At 61.9% G+C, this 17,924-nt stretch carries 15 protein-coding genes; all 15 read right to left on the reverse strand.

The genetic code is table 11. The annotated features are described in order from the left end of the window. Positions 1 to 112: 112 nt before the first annotated feature. The gene (locus tag HGEM_RS06530; RefSeq protein WP_019128624.1) at positions 113 to 1,138 is read right to left on the reverse strand and encodes an ABC transporter ATP-binding protein; all 1,026 of its coding nucleotides are present in this window, start codon (positions 1,136 to 1,138) and stop codon (positions 113 to 115) included. Continuing rightward, a complete protein-coding gene (locus tag HGEM_RS06535; RefSeq protein WP_019128625.1) occupies positions 1,138 to 2,268 on the reverse strand; it encodes an ABC transporter ATP-binding protein in 1,131 nt (376 codons plus the stop codon). The genes HGEM_RS06530 and HGEM_RS06535 overlap by 1 nt, the downstream gene beginning before the upstream one ends. Continuing rightward, positions 2,268 to 3,218, reverse strand: coding sequence for an ABC transporter permease (locus tag HGEM_RS06540; RefSeq protein ID WP_019128626.1), 951 nt, complete (start codon positions 3,216 to 3,218; stop codon positions 2,268 to 2,270). The genes HGEM_RS06535 and HGEM_RS06540 overlap by 1 nt, the downstream gene beginning before the upstream one ends. Positions 3,219 to 3,232: 14 nt before the next feature. Beyond that, complete coding sequence (locus HGEM_RS06545; RefSeq protein WP_019128627.1) at positions 3,233 to 4,270, reverse strand: ABC transporter permease; 1,038 nt, start codon at positions 4,268 to 4,270, stop codon at positions 3,233 to 3,235. A gap of 138 nt (positions 4,271 to 4,408) precedes the next feature. After that, positions 4,409 to 6,097, reverse strand: coding sequence for an ABC transporter substrate-binding protein (locus tag HGEM_RS06550; RefSeq protein WP_019128628.1), 1,689 nt, complete (start codon positions 6,095 to 6,097; stop codon positions 4,409 to 4,411). A 386-nt stretch (positions 6,098 to 6,483) separates the two neighbouring features. Further along, a complete protein-coding gene (secG, locus tag HGEM_RS06555) occupies positions 6,484 to 6,750 on the reverse strand; it encodes a preprotein translocase subunit SecG (protein WP_019128629.1) in 267 nt (88 codons plus the stop codon). Between the two features lie 216 nt (positions 6,751 to 6,966). Then, complete coding sequence (locus HGEM_RS06560) at positions 6,967 to 7,737, reverse strand: transposase (protein WP_019128630.1); 771 nt, start codon at positions 7,735 to 7,737, stop codon at positions 6,967 to 6,969. A gap of 501 nt (positions 7,738 to 8,238) precedes the next feature. Next, positions 8,239 to 9,801 carry a 2,3-bisphosphoglycerate-independent phosphoglycerate mutase gene (gene gpmI, locus HGEM_RS06565; protein WP_019128631.1) on the reverse strand — a complete coding sequence of 521 codons (1,563 nt, stop codon included), beginning with the start codon at positions 9,799 to 9,801 and terminating at the stop codon, positions 8,239 to 8,241. A 3-nt stretch (positions 9,802 to 9,804) separates the two neighbouring features. Next, complete coding sequence (gene tpiA / locus HGEM_RS06570; protein WP_019128632.1) at positions 9,805 to 10,581, reverse strand: triose-phosphate isomerase; 777 nt, start codon at positions 10,579 to 10,581, stop codon at positions 9,805 to 9,807. Continuing rightward, a complete protein-coding gene (locus tag HGEM_RS06575; protein ID WP_019128633.1) occupies positions 10,571 to 11,770 on the reverse strand; it encodes a phosphoglycerate kinase in 1,200 nt (399 codons plus the stop codon). The genes tpiA and HGEM_RS06575 overlap by 11 nt, the downstream gene beginning before the upstream one ends. A gap of 91 nt (positions 11,771 to 11,861) precedes the next feature. After that, a complete protein-coding gene (gene gap, locus HGEM_RS06580) occupies positions 11,862 to 12,887 on the reverse strand; it encodes a type I glyceraldehyde-3-phosphate dehydrogenase (protein WP_019128634.1) in 1,026 nt (341 codons plus the stop codon). Positions 12,888 to 13,088: 201 nt separating this feature from the next. Then, positions 13,089 to 14,009 (reverse strand): DNA-binding protein WhiA, encoded by a 921-nt coding sequence (gene whiA / locus HGEM_RS06585; RefSeq protein ID WP_019128635.1) that lies wholly within the window; start codon positions 14,007 to 14,009, stop codon positions 13,089 to 13,091. Between the two features lie 121 nt (positions 14,010 to 14,130). Beyond that, positions 14,131 to 15,072 (reverse strand): RNase adapter RapZ, encoded by a 942-nt coding sequence (rapZ, locus tag HGEM_RS06590; protein WP_019128636.1) that lies wholly within the window; start codon positions 15,070 to 15,072, stop codon positions 14,131 to 14,133. A gap of 164 nt (positions 15,073 to 15,236) precedes the next feature. Further along, a complete protein-coding gene (locus HGEM_RS06595; protein ID WP_019128637.1) occupies positions 15,237 to 15,923 on the reverse strand; it encodes an N-acetylmannosamine-6-phosphate 2-epimerase in 687 nt (228 codons plus the stop codon). Between the two features lie 42 nt (positions 15,924 to 15,965). Next, complete coding sequence (gene uvrC / locus HGEM_RS06600) at positions 15,966 to 17,912, reverse strand: excinuclease ABC subunit UvrC (RefSeq protein WP_051008495.1); 1,947 nt, start codon at positions 17,910 to 17,912, stop codon at positions 15,966 to 15,968. Positions 17,913 to 17,924 lie beyond the last annotated feature (12 nt).

Genomic DNA, 17,924 nt, shown 5'->3' on the forward strand with positions numbered 1-17,924 from the left:
AATGCGAGGGCCCCGTTCTCTCCTCTGAGCGCTTCCGCAGGAACTCGGCCCTGCCGAGTTCCGAGGACTAGCGAAGAGAAGAGAACGGGGCTCGTCCGCCTGTCAACCTATCCTACAGGTCGATGTGGGTTTCCTTGATCGGGAACTTCTCCGCGAAGTGGCATGCGCACATATGACCCGGTGCAACCTCACGGAACTTAGGCTCCTCCTTGCCGCAGATCGCCTGCGCGATCGGGCAGCGGGTGTGGAAACGGCAGCCGCTCGGAGGATCGATTGGCGAAGGCGGATCGCCCGCAAGGATGATGCGGGAACGCGTCTTCTGCACGTCGGGATCGGGCACCGGAACAGCAGAGAGCAGCGACTGCGTGTACGGATGATGCGGCTCAGTGTAGAGGGTCTTCCAGTCGGAAACCTCGACCATCTTGCCTAAGTACATCACCGCAACGCGGTCGGAGATGTGCTGAACGACCGAAAGGTCATGCGCGATGAACAGGTAGGCGGTACCAAAGCGGTCCTGCAGGTCCTTGAGCAAGTTCAGAACCTGCGCCTGAATGGAGACGTCGAGCGCGGAAACGGGCTCATCGCAGATGATGAGCTTCGGCTTAAGCGCGAACGCGCGGGCGATGCCGATACGCTGGCGCTGACCGCCGGAAAACTCATGCGGGTAACGGTTGATGTGCTCGGGGTTGAGGCCCACGACGTCGAGGAGCTCGCGCACGGTCTGCATGCGCTCCTCCTTCGTGCCCACGTTGTGGATCGTCATGGGCTCCGACACGATCTCGCCGATGGTCATACGCGGGTTCAGGCTCGCATAGGGATCCTGGAAGATGAACTGCATGTCGCGGCGCATCTCCTTGAGCTCCTTATGGCTCATCTTCGAGACGTCTTTGCCTTGGAAATACACCTTGCCCGAGGTGGGGGTGGTCAGCCTCATGATGGAGCGGCCCGTCGTGGACTTACCGCAGCCGGATTCACCCACGAGGCCGAAGGTCTCGCCCGCATGGATCTCGAACGAAACATCGTTTACAGCGGAAACAACGCGCTTGGAGAACCTACCGGCGAGCATGCCCGCCTCCGCAGGAAACTCCTTGCTCAGATGCTCGACCTTAAGCAGCGGCTCCTTGGTGGTATCGGCCATTAAGCCTCGCCTCCCTTCGAGAATGCTTCGATGGTATCGGGCGTTCCCGTCGCGATCTTACCGCGCGAGCGCGAAGTATCGGGAGCGAATTTGAGGAACGCGGGATCGTCGGCAAAGTGGCATGCGGAGTAATGACCGGTCTCGGTCGTAATGTACTCAGGCGCCTGCTCATGGCAAACATCCACCGCATACGGGCAACGCGGGGCAAAGGGGCAGCCCTTGGGAAGGTTCACGAGCGACGGCGGGTTGCCGTGAATGGGCGTAAGCGGCTTCTTCTCGTCGACCGCCTGCTCCGGAATGGAGCGGATGAGGCCCCAGGTATAGGGGTGGCGGCTCTCGTAGAAGATCTCGTCGGCAGTGCCGAACTCAACCGGGCGGCCGGCATACATGACCATGATCTTATCGGCCATATCGGCCACGACGCCCAGGTCGTGCGTGATCATGATGATGGCGTTGCCGTTCTTCTGCTGCATCTCCTGCATGAGCTCGATGATCTGCGCCTGGATGGTCACGTCGAGCGCCGTGGTGGGCTCGTCGGCGATAAGGATATCCGGGTCGCAGGCGAGCGCCATGGCGATCATCACGCGCTGGCGCATGCCGCCCGAGAACTGGTGCGGATACTCGTTCACGCGCTTCTCTGGGTTCGGAATGCCCACGAGGCGAAGCAGCTCGATGGCGCGCTCCTGTGCCTGCTGCTTAGTGTAGCCACGGTGCAGGCGCAAGCCCTCGCCCAGCTGGCGCCCAATCTTGTAGACCGGGTTCAGCGAGGTCATGGGGTCCTGGAAGATCATCGCGATATCGTTGCCGCGAATGTGCTGCATCTCCTCTTCGGACTTCTCGAGGAGCGACTCGCCTCGATAGAGAATGTCGCCGTCTTCGATCTTGCCCGGAGGCATATCGATGAGCCCCATGATGGTCATGTGCGTCACCGACTTGCCGGAACCGGACTCGCCCACCACGCCGAGCGTCTCGCCGCGATCGAGCGTGTAAGACACGCCGTCGACGGCATGCACGACGCCGTCCTGCGTGTGGAAATACATCTTAAGATTGTCGACCTCGAGCAGATGGTGCCCTTCGGGCACGGGCTTCGTCTTAAGGTCGACGTAGCCGTTGTTGTTCTTCTTCGCCATTATGCATCCTTCATCTTGACGTCAAGTGCGTCGCGCAGGCCGTCGCCGAGCAGGGTGAACGCAAGCACCGTAGAAAGGATTGCGAGACCCGGCATGATCATGAGCCAAGGGGCCGTCATGAGATACGCCTGGCCGTCCTGGATCATGATGCCCCACGACGGGTTGGGCGGCTGCACGCCCATACCAAGGAACGAAATCGAAGCCTCGGTAAGAATCGCCGAACCGATATTCATCGTGGCATAGACCACGATGGAAGCGACCGAATTAGGGAAGATGTGACGCGCGATAATGCGGGCGTCAGAAGCTCCCATGGAACGGGCGGCGTCAACGTAGTCGTTCTCCTTAACGGAGAGGATCGCGGAGCGGAACACGCGCGCAATCGACGGCCAGCCGAGGATGCCGATGGCGATGAACACGTTCGTGATGCTCTGGCCGAGCGCTGCAATCAGGCACAGCACGAAGAGCACGTACGGGAACGCAAGGAAGATGTCGGCGGCACGCATGATGATGGTGTCCAAGATGCCGCCGTAGTATGCGGCGATGGCACCCATGATGAGGCCGATGACCGTAGAGATGGCGGTTGCGAGCAAGCCGATGGTAAGCGAGATGCGCGCACCATAAATCACGCGGACCAGAATGTCGCGACCGGTGACGTCGGTGCCGAAGGGGTGCTCAAGCGACGGAGGCAGCAGCGAGCTCGTCGCCATAGCGGTTGTATCGGCTGCGGTAGGCGAGCCGAGGAGCTGGGGAGCCCAGAGATCGGCCGTGATGGCAACAAGCGCCACGAACACGATCCATGCGGCAGCGATGATCGCGAGCTTGTTCTTACGAAGGCGCTTCCAGGCGTCTCCCCACAGCGTGCGGGAGGCCTCGCCCGAAACGTTGTGCGGCGCGGAAGCCTCAGCCTTCGCCGCCATTCCGGCGCGCTGCGTAGGACTCGGGTACAACATAGACGTGTTCCCTCCTAGTCTTCGCTCTTGCTGTTGCCAAGCCTGATGCGAGGATCAAGGAAGGCGTAGCTGATATCGACGAGCAGATTGATGACCATGACCACCACGATGATGATCGTGACGCCGCCCATCACGAGCGGCCAGTCACGGGACGAGATAGCACGGTAGATCTCGGAACCGACGCCGGGCCAGTTGAACACCGTCTCGGTAAGAATCGCGCCAGCCATCATGGCGCCGAAGTCGATGCCGATATAGGTAACAACCGGAATGAGCGCGTTCTTGAGCGCGTGGTGCAGGATGATCGCCCGACCGGAGAGGCCCTTGGCCTTCGCGGTGCGGATGTAATCCTGGTTCATGACGTCAAGAAGCTGCGAGCGCATGATGCGCGCCGTGTAGGCGGTCGAGACCGCCGCCAGCGTAAAGGCCGGCAAGATGTAGTGGACCCAATCCATGTATTGGGAGTTGGGACCGCCCGCGCCCGAGATGGGCAGCGAGATGGCTCCTCCGGTGAGGTCCTTGAGCCAGATGCCGAATGTCAGCTGTAATATCATGCCGAGCCAGAAAGCCGGGACGGCAACGAGGACCGACGTGATGAGCGTAACCAGAATGTCCCAGAAGGAGTAGCGCTTGATGGCGGAGACTAAGCCGGCGCCGATGCCCATAACCGCCTCAAGGCAGATGGCGCACACAGCAAGCTTGACGGTATAGGGATACTTCTCAGCGAAAATATCCGTGACCGGGCGCTTCTTCTGATAGGAAGTACCCAGATCACCATGGAGCAGGTCATCCATGTAGCGGATATACTGCTCCCAGATGGGAACGGGAATGGTGTCGCCGTTCTCATCGTAGATCGGGCGACCGTTCTCGTCGCCGTAGATCATGTTGTTCTCCACCTCAAGCTGGAGTCGCGTCTGCTCGGGAACCGAGCGACCGCCGGTGATCATCGAAATCGGGTCACCGGGCACGATGGTCTTCATGGCAAAAAGAATAATGGTCACACCGATGAAGACAGGGATGAATTGAAGCACGCGCTTCAATATGTATTTTCCCATACAATACTCCCCTGGTCCGTTGATACGTGGCTATAGCATTAAAACTAGCCACTAAAAACGGGCGCCTATCCTGCGAGGACAGGCGCCCTGTACAGATGGATTCCAAATTATAACGCAGATTTGGAACCTACATCATAACTACTCGGCACTCACAAGCTGAGCCTGGGAGAGGTCAGCCTTCTTCTGCGGGTCGAGGTACAGCTTCGCCACGTTGGAGCCACCGACCATGGTGTGGGTGTAGAACATGAGCGGGATGACCGGCATGTCCTCGGCGATCTGCTTGTTGACTTCCTGCAGCGCGGCGATGCGCTCGGCATCGTCGACGGTCTGACGGGCAGCCATGAGCTCCTCGTCAACCGTGGGGTTGCTGTAGCCGGCGCGGTTGTCGCCGTTGCCGGTGTAGAACAGCGGGTACAGGAAGTTGTCCATGATCGGGTAGTCGGCGACCCAGCCCAGACGGCCGAACTGGTAGTCGAGCTTCTGATACAGGTCGAGAACCGTAGCCCAGTCAGGGGTGTTCGCGGTGCAGGTGATGCCCACAGCGGCGAGGTCGGAGATGATGGAGTCCATGACCTCCTTGTGGCCGCCGTCCTGATTCGAGGTAATCTCGAGCTCGAGGCCACGGTTACCATCGGCATCGGCCGGATAGTACTGGTCGAGGATCTCGGTCGCGGCGTCGACGTCGTACTTGGAGTACGTCCAGGCGCCCTCCTCGTAACCGGCGATTCCGGGCGGGACGATGTTGTCGGCCGGGGTGCGCGAACCATGGAAGAGGGTATCGCAGATGGCCTGGCGGTTGATGGCCATGGACACGGCGTGACGCAGGTTCACGTCAGTGAAGGGGCCCTCGACCACGTTGCAGGTGAGGTAGTAGGTGGAGGGCTCAGAGCCGTTCAGGAACTGATGGCCCGGGGTGATGGTGTAGCCATCCTCAGACTCGCCGTACTGCTCGGCAGCGGACTGCAGCGAAGCAACGGGCACGTCGGAGACATCGAGGTTACCGGCCTGGAACTCCTTGTAGGCGGTCTCGACGTCCTTCTGGATCATGAAGTTCACGCCATCGAGGATCGCGGGCTCGCCGTAGTAGTCGTCGAAGCGCACGATGTTGATGTACTGACCGTCGACCCACTCGCCGTCCATCTTGAACGGGCCGTTGCCCACGGGTGCGAGGCCGAAGTCGACCTGGGTCATGTCCTTGGCGCAATCCGGAATAGGAGCGAGCGCGGGGTGAGAGGCGACATAGGGGAAGTCAGCGTAAGCGTAGGAGAGGGTGACCACGAGGGTGTGATCGTCCGGGCAGGTGAGACCGGACATCTCCTCGGCCTCGCCAGCGGCCAGCTCGTCGTAGCCGGCGATCATGGCGAGGTGGTAGCCGATGACCGAGGGGCTCTCGGGGTTGGTGGCGGGGTTCACGATGCGCTCCCAGCCATACTTCCAGTTGGAAGCGAGGACGTCGGTGCCGTCGTGGAACTTGGCCTCCTTGAGGTGGAAGGTGAACTCGGTGGCATCCTCGTTCGCCTCCCAGCTCTCGCACGCGAGCGGCTCGAGCTCACCGGTCTCGAAGTTGTACTGGGTAAGGGAGTCGAACAGCTGGAAGCCGACCTGGGTGCCCTGGTCCTCCTGCAGGTTGTACGGCTCGATGCAGACCGGGTTGTTGATGTAGTAGCGCAGGGTGCCGCCCTGGGCGCCACCAGTGGCTGCGGAACCACCGGTCGTGGTGCCACCCTTGGTGCAACCCGCGAGCGCGGCGAGCGCGCTAGCAGCGAGGGCTCCGCCCACGAAGTGACGGCGGTCGAGCACCGGCCGCTTCTTCTCGAAATCTGCCATGCCTTCCTCCTTTTTTAACGGGTAGAGCCGATCTGCCCCACCTTTGATGCATCCGTCGATCTTCGCCCATGGCAACTCAGACGAAGGGACGCTTTGAATACAATACCGGATTCTCATCACAAAGTCTGCAAGAAACCTTACAGAAACGAAGGAAACACTTTACTTCAACAAAGCGACGAAAGCCTTTCCGATATGCATTGCACAATCCTTCTTATGCAAACATCCCGCTCAAGGCCGTGCCAGAGCGGGATGCGTCTGCGTAATAACGATGCAATTATGCTTGACGAGCGCTCCTTGTCGTGAAAACGCCTTTCGGGCGCTCCAGCGATGAACGGTCGAATCGAGCCTGTGAACGGTTCTTCTGCAATCGAGCGGCGCCGGACGTTTTAGACGAAATCGACGCCCTGAATTCCGCCCTGCGGGAAGAAGAACATGCACAGGACGACGCAGACGGCGAAGACCACGGCGACGATCACCGTAAGCCGGTCGAGATTGCGCTCCATGACGCCCGTAGCTGCACTGGAGTTATAAAGCGAGCTGGCGATCATATCGGAAACGCCGGTACCCTTGCCGGAGTGCATGAGCACGAGGGCGATGAGCGCGAGCGCGGAGAGCGCCCACACGATGAAAATGATGACCTGGAAGGGACCCATAAACGACTCCTTTTCACCACAGCAAAACTCTCGTATCGTAGCACACCGGCACATCCACTGTTAACCCCTCTTTTGAGTCAAAATGGGACAGTCAAAATGGGACGGGGTTGTTTTGACTCATTTCGCGCATCGCCCTCCGGTCAAAATGGGACGGGGTTGTTTTGACTCATTTCGCACATCGCCCTCCCATGCAGGTTGAAACGGGCTTTCAACGATTTATTGGGAGCGGATCATATCGCTACGCACGGCCGTTGCTCGCGTTATCGAGCTTTTCCCAATGCCCGTCAACCGCTCAATTTGCTTGACAGTCAGCCCCGTCTCCCTAAGCCTGCGCAAAGCCTCATCCCGGTCTTCTCGGCAAAGAGCCTTGATATCACTTGGCTGCCTGCCTTCTAGTGCGCATCTCGCTGCCGATAGAGCCTCGTCGTCGGCAACCCTACGCGACGCTTTCACATAATAGTATGCGTATCTCTCGTCCTGAAATAGCTCCCTGAAGCCCTTGGGACCGCCTACCATATCAAGGATGAGCTCACTCGACACGATACCGCCACCAGTTAGATACTCCTGATAGCTGCTCCACCGATATCGATCGACCGCCGCGATGTTAGCCTTAGCCGGGTTTTCGTGAATATACCGAACCGCCTGCAGCAGCTGACGATCGTCCGTAATGGGCACGCCGGTGAACCTGCCCTGAAAAACCGCGCCAACATGACCGGTCTTGCTATTGAAATACTGGGCGTAGGCCGTTGTGAGGCCATGCATCATGTGGCTGACCTCGTTCTTCGGATCATCAAGCAGAAGGTGAACATGGTTGTCCATGAGGCACCACGCGAGCACCGCCACCTCATGCGATCTCGCTTTGTTCTCCAGCAACGCTACGTAATGCCGGCGGTCTTCATCGTCCTCAAAGAGCAGCTGACGGCCATTTCCCCGGCACGTCACGTGATAGAAGCCCGAGTCTGCAATCTGTCGTGCTACGCGCGGCATTCCCCATCACCCCTTGGTATTGGCCCGACGTTTGAGCATCGCCTGCAGAGAGTGGCGTCGCGATTCCGCACCATCCGTCGCATCTTCGTTGTCAAGTTTCGCGAATGCCATTGTTCCCCGCAGCGAGCATCCTCAAAGCGTAGGGCGTTCAAAAGGGTGCGTCATGTCGTCCACGGCGAGCGGTATTTGAAAAACGGTAGTCGGTACCTGCAGTTTTCCACACTGAACACTATCTGACAAATATCTGAAAGGGATATTGCCGGAAGCTAAAAACTGCCTCATTTACAGAGCGGAGCGATCGATACTCGCTGCCACATTCACCCTCTTCTCTCACAGGCATCATCGAAGTGAGTCAAAGTAACCCCGTCCCATTTTGACCACATGGGTCAAAACAAACACGTCCCATTTTGACGCATACCATTTTGACGCATAAAAAAGGGGCTGCCGCAGAGTGCGACAGCCCCTACTTGGGTCAAAACAAACCCGTCCCAGAATGACTGGTTAGTCCTCGGTGGCGAGAACGCGACCGGTCATCTCGGCAGAAGGCTCGATGCCGGCGAGGGAGAGCATGGTCGGAGCGATGTCCGAGAGGCGCCCGTCCTCGATACCGGTGAGCTTAGCGGCCGGGTCGACCACGATGAACGGCACGCGGTTGGTGGTGTGCGCCGTGAACGGGTGCTTCTCGCCCGCGTCGTCCACGTCGTACATATGGTCCGCGTTGCCATGGTCGGCCGTGATGAGCGCAAAGCCGCCCTTGGCGAGAATGGCGGGGATAACCTTGGAAAGGCCATCGTCCACAGCCTCGACCGCCTTCACCGCAGCGTCAAAGACGCCGGTGTGGCCAACCATGTCGCAGTTCGCATAGTTGACGATGTAGAAGTCCGCACGGTCCTCGTTGATGGCCTCGACGAGCTTCTCGGTGACCTCGGGCTCAGACATCTCGGGCTGCAGGTCGTAGGTAGCGACCTTGGGCGAGGGAACGAGCACGCGCTCCTCCCCTTCCTTGGGCTCCTCGACGCCGCCGTTCAGGAAGAACGTCACATGCGCATACTTCTCGGTCTCCGCCGTATGCAGCTGCTTCAAACCGTTCTGCGCGATGACATCGGCAAGCACGTTCTCGGGGAAGGTCTTGGGGAAGGCCACCTCGACGTTCTTGAACGTCTCGTCGTACTCGGTCATCGACACGAAGTGCGAGAGCTTCGGCGCGACCTTGCGGTCGAACCCGTTGAAGTTCTTCTCGGTGAAGGCTCGAGTCATCTCGCGGGCGCGATCGGGACGGAAGTTGAAGAACACCATCGCGTCGCCGTCGTGCACGCCCTCGTTGTGGCAGGCGAACGGCTCGACGAACTCGTCGCCGCGCTCGTCCTTCTCGTAGTAAGCCTTAACACCCGCGACCGGGTCCACGTCCTCGCCGTCGTAAGGCAGCGTGATGACGTCGTAGGCGCGCTCAACGCGCTCCCAGCGATTGTCGCGGTCCATAGCCCAGTAACGACCGGACACGGTGGCGATGCGCGCATCGACGCCGGTGTACTTGGAGAGGGCCTCGAGGTTCTCGGCCAGGGTCTCGATGTAGCCGGCACCGGAGTGCGGGTCCACGTCGCGGCCGTCCATGAAGCAGTGGAAGCGAATCTTCTCGACGCCGTGCATGGCGGCGAGCACCGAGAGGGTCTCGCCGTGGCGCTGCATGGAGTGCACGCCGCCCGGGGACACGAGGCCCAGCAGGTGGACGGTGCCACCGCGCGCGGCGACGTCCTCCATGGCAGTCGCGAGCGTCGGGTTCTCCTCGATGGAACCATCGATGATGGAGTTGTTGATGCGGCTGAGCTCCTGGAACACGATGCGGCCGGCGCCGATGTTCAGGTGGCCGACCTCGGAGTTGCCCATCTGGCCCGCAGGCAGGCCCACATCCTCACCCGAAGCGCCGAGCGTGGTGTGCGGGTACTCCTCCCAAAGCTTATCCAGGTAGGGCTTGTTGGCCTTGAAGACGGCGTTGTTGTCGCCCGCAGGGGCGAGGCCGAAGCCGTCCATGATGACCAGGAGCGCAGGAAGATGACGCTCTGCCATGCGCTACTCCCCCGCCTTCTCGACCATGGCCGCGAAGCTATCGGCCTTGAGCGAGGCGCCGCCCACGAGCGCGCCGTCGACGTCTTCCTTCTCCAGGAAGCCGGCGATGTTCTCGGGCTTGGCGGAGCCACCGTAGAGTACGCGGATGCCGTCGGCGATCTCCTGGCCGAAGATCTCGACCAGGGTGGCGCGGATGGCGCCGCAGACCTCCTGGGCGTCATCGGCCGTGGCGGTCTTGCCGGTGCCGATGGCCCAGATGGGCTCGTAGGCGATGACGAGCTGGTCGCCGGAGGAAATCTCGACGCCCTCGAGGCCAGCCTTGATCTGACCGGTCACGAACGCAACGTGCTCGCCCGCCTCACGGGTCTCGAGGCTCTCGCCGCAGCAGAAGATCGGGACGATGCCGCCGGCGATGAGCGCCTTGGCCTTCTTGTTCTCGTCCTCGTCGGTCTCCTTGAAGTAGTCGCGACGCTCAGAGTGGCCGATGATGCAGTACTCGACGGGCACGCTCTTGAGCATGGCAACAGAGGTCTCGCCGGTGTAGGCACCGGAGGCCTCCCAGTACACGTTCTGAGCACCGAGCTTGATCGGGCTCTCCTTGACGCCGCCCTTGCAAGACACGACGCGAAGGTCGACGGTCGGCGGGCAGACGCACACCTCGACGCCCTCGGGAATCTCGGGCAGCGCGGCAACGAGCGCCTGCGCCAGGTCCTTGGCCTCGTTGAGGTCGTTGTTCATCTTCCAGTTGCCTGCGATGAGGCGGGTACGCTTACTCGGCATCGTTCAGAGCCTCCACTCCAGGAAGGGCCTTGCCCTCGACGAGCTCCATGGAGGCGCCGCCACCCGTGGAGATCCAGGACATCTTGTCGGCCAGGTTGAACTTGTTCACGGCTGCGACGGAGTCGCCGCCACCGATGATCGAGGTGCAGCCCTCGTTCGCGGCCACGGCCTCGGCGACCGCCTGGGTGCCGTGCGCGAAGTTATCGAACTCAAAGACGCCCATGGGGCCGTTCCAGAACACGGTCTTGGCCTCGGCGATGGCGTCGGCATAGAGCTTCTCGGTCTTGGGGCCGATGTCCATACCCATGCGGTCCTCGGGAATGGCGTCGGAGGCCACAACCTCGCCCTCGGCATCCTCGCCGAAGTGGTCGGCCACGACGTTGTCGACCGGGAGCAGGATCTTCACACCCTTGTCCTCGGCCTTCTTGAGCATCTCGGCCGCGCGCTCAATCCAGTCCTCTTCCTTGAGGGAGGTGCCGACGGTCTTGTAGCCCTTGGCCAGGAAGAAGGTGTAGGCCATGCCGCCGCCGATGATCAGCGTATCGGCGGAGTCGATGAGGTGATCGAGCACGCCGATCTTGGAGGACACCTTGGAGCCGCCCACGATGGCCACGAACGGACGCTCCGGCTCGGCGAAAATGCTGGTGAGCGTGTCGACTTCCTTCTCAAGCAGGAAGCCAGCGACCGCCGGCAGGTACTCGGCAGGGCCAACCACGGAGCCCTGGGCGCGGTGCGCGGTGCCGAACGCGTCGAGCACGAAGACGTCGCCGTAGGAGGCAAGGGTCTTGGCGATCTCCGGGTCGTTCTTCTTCTCGCGCTTGTCGAAGCGGACGTTCTCGAGCACCAGGATGTCGCCCGGCTCGAGCGCGGCCACGGCCTCGGCGGCCTTCTCACCATAGGTGTCGTCGACGAACTTCACGTCGAAGCCGGTGAGCTCAGCGAGCTTGTCGGCAGCAGGCTTGAGCGAGAGCTCGGGCTCGGGGCCATCGCCCTTGGGGCGGCCGAGGTGGCTCATGAGAATGATCTTGGCGTTGTGCTGCTTCAGGTACTCGATGGTGGGGATGGCGGCGCGCACGCGGGTGTCGTCGGTCACGACGCCGTCCTTCAGCGGCACGTTGAAGTCAACGCGCATGAGCACGCGCTTGCCGTCCACATCGATGTCGCGGACGGTCTTCTTGGTGAAAGCCATTTCGCTCCTCTTTCTATCTGGTGAATACAAAAAGGGCGCGGCCGCGGCCCTGTGAGCTGCGACCGCGCCCAAGCATGCGAGAGACGCGCGACTAGGCGACGAACTTCTCGAAGTACTTGATGGTGCGGACCATCTGGGAGGTGTAGGAGTTCTCGTTGTCGTACCAAGAGGTGACCTGAACGAGCGTCTGGCCGTTGCCGAGCGGGGCGCACATGGTCTGGGTGGCGTCGAAGATCGAGCCATGGGTCTCGCCGATGATGTCGGTGGAGACGATGTCGTCCTCGTTGTAGGCGAAGGTCTCGGAGATGGTCGCGGCGTAAGCCTTCATAGCAGCGTTGACCTCGTCCTTGGTGACTTCCTTGTCAACCACGGCATAGAGGTTGGTGAGGGAGCCGGTGGGGGTGGGAACGCGCTGGGCGGCACCGATGAGCTTGCCGTTGAGCTCGGGGAGCACGAGGCCGATGGCCTTGGCGGCACCGGTGGAGTTCGGGACGATGTTCACGGCGCAGGCGCGGCTACGACGCTTGTTGCCCTTGCGCTGCGGGCCGTCGAGCGGCATCTGGTCGCCGGTCCAGGCGTGGATGGTGGTCATGATGCCGGACACGATGGGCGCGAAGTCGTTGAGACCCTTGGCCATCGGGGCGAGGCAGTTGGTGGTGCAGGACGCGGCGGAGATGATGTTGTCCTCGGCCGTGAGCTGCTCATGGTTCACGTTGTAGACGATCGTGGGGAGATCGTTGCCCGCGGGAGCGGAGATGACGACCTTCTTGGCGCCAGCGTTGATGTGGGCCTGAGCCTTCTCCTTGGAGGTGTAGAAGCCGGTGCACTCGAGCACGACGTCGACACCGAGCTCGCCCCACGGGAGGTTGTTGGCGTCGGCCTCCTTGTAGATGGTGATCTCCTTGCCGTCAACGGTAATGGAGTTCTCACCGGCGGTGACCTCGTGATCGCGGCTGTAGTTGCCCTGCGTGGAGTCGTACTTCAGCAGGTACGCGAGCATATCCGGGGAGGTGAGGTCGTTGATCGCGACGATCTCGGAGCCCTCGTGACCGAACATCTGGCGGAACGCGAGACGACCGATGCGGCCAAAGCCATTAATCGCAACCTTTACTGCCATGTGTGTCTCCTTTCGTAGGGCCCGGCGGGTTCTTTGCCCACCGTTTAGACCCACAAACTAACCACTCACCAAATATACCTTTTTTCTAAGCCCTATTCGCGTAATTGCGCACTTTTTGATGATTCCCTTGCATTGAAACGCTTTAACCCTAACCAGCCAGCAGATTTCCGCAGAATGATAAAACGAACCCGGTTCGTTTTATCATTCTAAGAGCTTTTCCAAGCGCAGCACCCGGTGGTAGAGGGCAGATTTCGAGAGCGGCGGGTCCGAAACCTCGCCCAGATCGCGAAGCGATAGGTCTGGATACGCCTCTCGGAGGGCGCAGAAGTCCTCCAGGGCACGGGGAAGCGTGCCCCGCAGCCCCCGGCGCTCAACCTCCGCGATGAGCTCGAGCTGGTGCTGTGCTGCACCGGCGCTCCGTGTCTGGTTGGCGAGCTCGGCGTTCACCTTGCGATTAACCTCGTTCTTCACCGACTTCATGGCGCGAGCGTCCTCCAGGACGTCTACGCTGCGCTGAGCCCCCACCGCTTCGAGGAGGGCACGGATGTCGCGTGCGCTCTTCACATAGACAGCGAAGGTCGACTTGCGCCGGTTCACGCGGGCATTGACCCCGATCTGGCCGATGAGCTCGGCGAGCGCGTCGGCGAACTCCTCGCCCTGCACGGCGATCTCAAGATGAAAGTCGCCACGAGGGTCCGCCACGAAGCCCCCCGCGATCAGTGCCCCGCGGATGTAGGCGAGGCGGCAGCAGGGCCGCGCCACCACATGCCGGGGAATCCCGCGCACGAGCCCGCCGCGGCGGTCGAGAATACCAAGCAGCACGAGCGCCTTGTCGAGCCCCGGCTGATCGGGCAGGGTGATGAGGTAGTTGCGCACCTTGTGGAGCACCGAACGGCGGACGGTGAACTCGGTGCGCAGCTTCAAGATCTTATGGGTGAGCCCGAGCATGGTGCGTGCCACGGCACCGGTCTCGGTGGCAACCGTGAGCCGGTAGCGGCCGGGCCCCGTGATAGAGAGCGTCCCGCAAACGCGAACGAGGGCCGCGAGCGTCGCAAGGTCGCAGTACTCGCAGGTGGGCTCGCAACGCGAAAGCTCGTCGCGCACCTCAGCCGTAAATGACATACACCTGTTCCTCCCCAGGTCAGTCGCGTTGGGTCATTCTGGGACGGGGTTGTTTTGACTCACCCGGGTGAGTCAAAACAACCCCGTCCCAGAATGACCCACGACCAATCCCCACCAGGCCCTAGTGAGCCTCGCCCGTCGCGGTCTTGTTGGCACGCGCTAGGTCGCGATGCGAAATCGACACATGGTACTGCTGGCGCTCCAGATAGCGCGCCGTGGCCTCAGCGATGGCCACGCTGCGATGCTGGCCGCCCGTGCAGCCGATGGCGATCGATAGCTGCGGCTTGCCCTCGGCCACATAGCCGGGCATCACGGCATCGAGCAGCTGGTACCACGCGGTGAGGAACTCCTTCGTCTTCGGATGCTCGAGCACGAAGGTCGACACCTTCTCATCGAGCCCCGTCATGGTGCGCATCTCAGGGTCGTAGAAGGGATTGGGCAGGAAGCGGACGTCAATCATGATATCCGCCTCGACCGGCATGCCATGCTTGAAGCCGAACGAGAAAACCTGCACATCCATCAGCTGCTGGTCGGTGAGCTCGGAAAACGCAAGGCGCAGCCGCGTGCGCAGCGCCGATACGCGCAGTCGGCTCGTGTCGATGATCATGTCGGCCCGATCACGTACCTTGCGCAGCTGGACGCGCTCGCGCTGGATGGCGTCGGCGGTGGATTCGCCCGGCTTTGCGAGCGGGTGCCGGCGGCGATTCTCGTTATAACGACGCATGAGCACCTCGTCCGACGCCTCAAGATAGACGACCTTGCAGGTCATCTCGTGCGCCTCGAGCGATACGATCACATCGAGCAGCTCGTCGAAGAGCCCCTGGCTACGCAGGTCGCAGGTCACGGCGAGATGTCGCCCCACGCCCGTGTTGATGCCCACCAGCTGGGCGAGTTGCAGCACGAGGCTCGGCGGGAGGTTATCGATGCAGAAGTAGCCCATGTCCTCGAACACGTGCATGGCCTGCGTGCGCCCAGACCCGCTCATACCTGTGATGATCACGATGTCCGGAACGCGATCGGCGAGCTCCGCCGCCGTGATCGCCTGAGGATTCATCTCTGCCATGGGGATCGCCTTCCTGCCGTCGAGCCGTCCTCCCCAGTATACCCGTGCGCCTCCCCTACCGACAGGACGCTCCGGCCGCGCGCGAGCAAAACGGCACCCCGCTCGCGAGCCACCAGAGCGACCCGTACGCGATTAATCAATCGCTTGCGACAACGGCGAGCCCTCTATGCATCCAGCGCGGCGGCAAACCAGTTCGTGATGCTCGTGGGATGCGTGATGGCCGTTCCCACCACCACCGCCCAGGCGCCGGCGTCCATAGCGGCCCGGGCCTCGGCCGGCGTGTGCACGCGACCCTCGCAGACCACGGGGAACCCGGGGAACTCCTCGGCAGCCTGCCGAAGAAGCGGGAGGTCGGGCCCATCGGCCATCGTGCAGTCGATCGCTGCGGTCCCATGCGAGAGCGTCGTCGATACGATATCGAACCCAAGGTCGACCGCACGGCGAATGTCGTCGATGGTCATGCAGTCAGCCATGGTGAGCACCCCCTCCTCCTTAAGGGGAGCGAGGGTGTCGGCCACCGACTTTCCATCGGGACGGGGGCGGTCCGTGGCATCAATGGCCACGATGTCGGCGCCGGCCGCCACGCAGGCGCGCGCATGCCGAAGCGTCGGCGTGATGTAGACGCCGTCATGGCCGTCCTTCCACAATCCGATGACCGGCACCTCGACACGCCCTTTTATCGCCGAGATATCGGCAAGTCCCTGGCAACGAATGGCCGCAGCCCCACCAAGCTCGCACGCGCGCGCCATGAGCGCCATAGTTTCCGGCGTGCGGAGCGGCTCGCCCGGATATGCCTGAACGCTCACGATCAGCGTTCCCTTAAGTGACTGGATGAGCGGGTGAATAGACACGGCGTCCCCTTTCATGCGATGTTGTGCCTCCACGTTCCAATGTCAGGAACCAGAGCCCGCGCGCCCGGCCTCTCGCTCGGCATCCCAAGCGCGAAGCGTTCGGTACACGTCCTCCGCCACATGCCGCGGCACGCCCTTCACGGCCGCGATCTCGTCTGCGCTCGCCGCGCGGAGCTTCTTCATGGAACCAAAGTGCCGCATGATGGCCCGCTTGCGCGTGGGCCCCACGCCCTCGACCTCGTCGAGCACGGAAACGGTCATGGCCTTGCCGCGCAGCTCTCGATGGAAGGTGATCGCGAAGCGGTGAGCCTCGTCGCGCACCTGTTTGATGAGGTAGAGCGAGGCAGAACCGTTGGGCAAAACCACGGGCGTCTCGTCCCAGGGGACGAACACCTCCTCATCGGCCTTGGCAAGACCGCAGACGGGAATATCGAGGCCCAACCCTTCGAGCTGCGTGAGCGCCGCCGTGAGCTGCGGCTTGCCGCCATCGACCACGAGCAGATCGGGGCGCGCGCCGAAGCGCTCGTCTGCCATGCGTTCGGGGGCGTACCTGCGCCCCAGCACCTCCTGCATGGAGAGGAAGTCGTTCGCCTCGCCCGTGATGCTGCGAATCTTGAACCGCCGGTATTGCGACTTATCGGGCTTGCCGTTGGTGAAGACCACCATCGACGCCACGGTGAAGGCACCGTGGATGGTCGAGATATCGAAGCACTCGATGCGCAGGGGCGGCGCCGGCAGCGCAAGGGCGCTCTCCAGCTGCAGAAGCGCTTGATTGGTGCGGTCGTCAGCATACCCGGTGCGCATCATGTAGCGCATGAGCGCGTGTCGGGCGTTTCGCTCGGCGGTCTCGAGCAGACGATGCTTCTCGCCACGCTGCGGGCGATGCACGCGGCACACGCGGCCTCGTCTCTCGGTAAGCCATGCCCCGATGAGCTCAGCGTCCGCAAGCTCGCATGCCACGTTCACCTCGGAAGGAATATCCGAGGTCTCATCGTAATAGCGCTTGATGAAGCCTCCGACGAGCTCCTCCTCCGATACATCGAGCCCTTTGTCCAGGATGAATTCGCAGCTTCGCTGCGTTCGACCGTCGCGCACCACGAAGACGCAGGCCCCCGCGATGGTCTCCTCGCGGAAAAACCCGACCACATCGATGTCGACGCGCGAGGGGAAGACCACCTGCTGGCGATCATCGAGCCCGTTGATGACCTCGAGCCGCCGTTTGATGCGGCCCGCGCGCTCGAAATCGAGCTCCTCGGCGGCACGCCCCATCTCGCTGGAAAGCTCATCGACCACCTCACGCCGGCGGCCCGAGAGGAACCGCTCGACGCGCCTCACATTGTCAGCATAATCCTGCGGCGTTATGGCGCCCACGCAGGCGCCGGGGCCGCGCCCAACGTGGTAATCGAAGCACGGGCGTCCATGCTGCGCGCACACAAGGTTGATCACGTCGCTCTCGTCTACATGCGCCTCAATGAGCCGTCGCGTGCGCTTCCACTCCGCGCAGGTCGCGATGCAGATAGGAATAACCTTGCGAATCGTGTCGATGGTCTCGCGCGCGGCACGGCTATCGGTATACGGGCCGAAATAGCGCGTGCCGGGCTTGTGCTTCTCGCGTGTGTACTTGATAGCGGGGTACACGTCGCCTTTAGTGATGGCGATGAAGGGATAGCTCTTATCGTCTTTGAAGTCGACGTTGAAGTAGGGCCGATACTGGCCGATGAGCTCGCGCTCCAAGACGAGCGCCTCGTGCTCGGTATCCACCACCAGGTAATCGAAGCTCTCCACGAGCTGCATCATGAGGGGAATCTTGGCGCGGTCGTCGGTCAGGGTCACATACTGGCGCATGCGCGCACGCAGGTTTTTGGCCTTGCCGACATAGATGACCGTGCCCGAGGCATCTTTCCAGAGATAGCACCCCGGGTCCGTGGGAACATGATCGACCTCCGCAGCGAGGCGAGCGAGGTGCTCGGCGGCAGACGCGCTGCCCACGGCCGCCGCGGG

Origin of the sequence: Enorma massiliensis phI, from assembly GCF_000311845.1 — a bacterium.
GTDB classification, from domain to species: domain Bacteria; phylum Actinomycetota; class Coriobacteriia; order Coriobacteriales; family Coriobacteriaceae; genus Enorma; species Enorma massiliensis.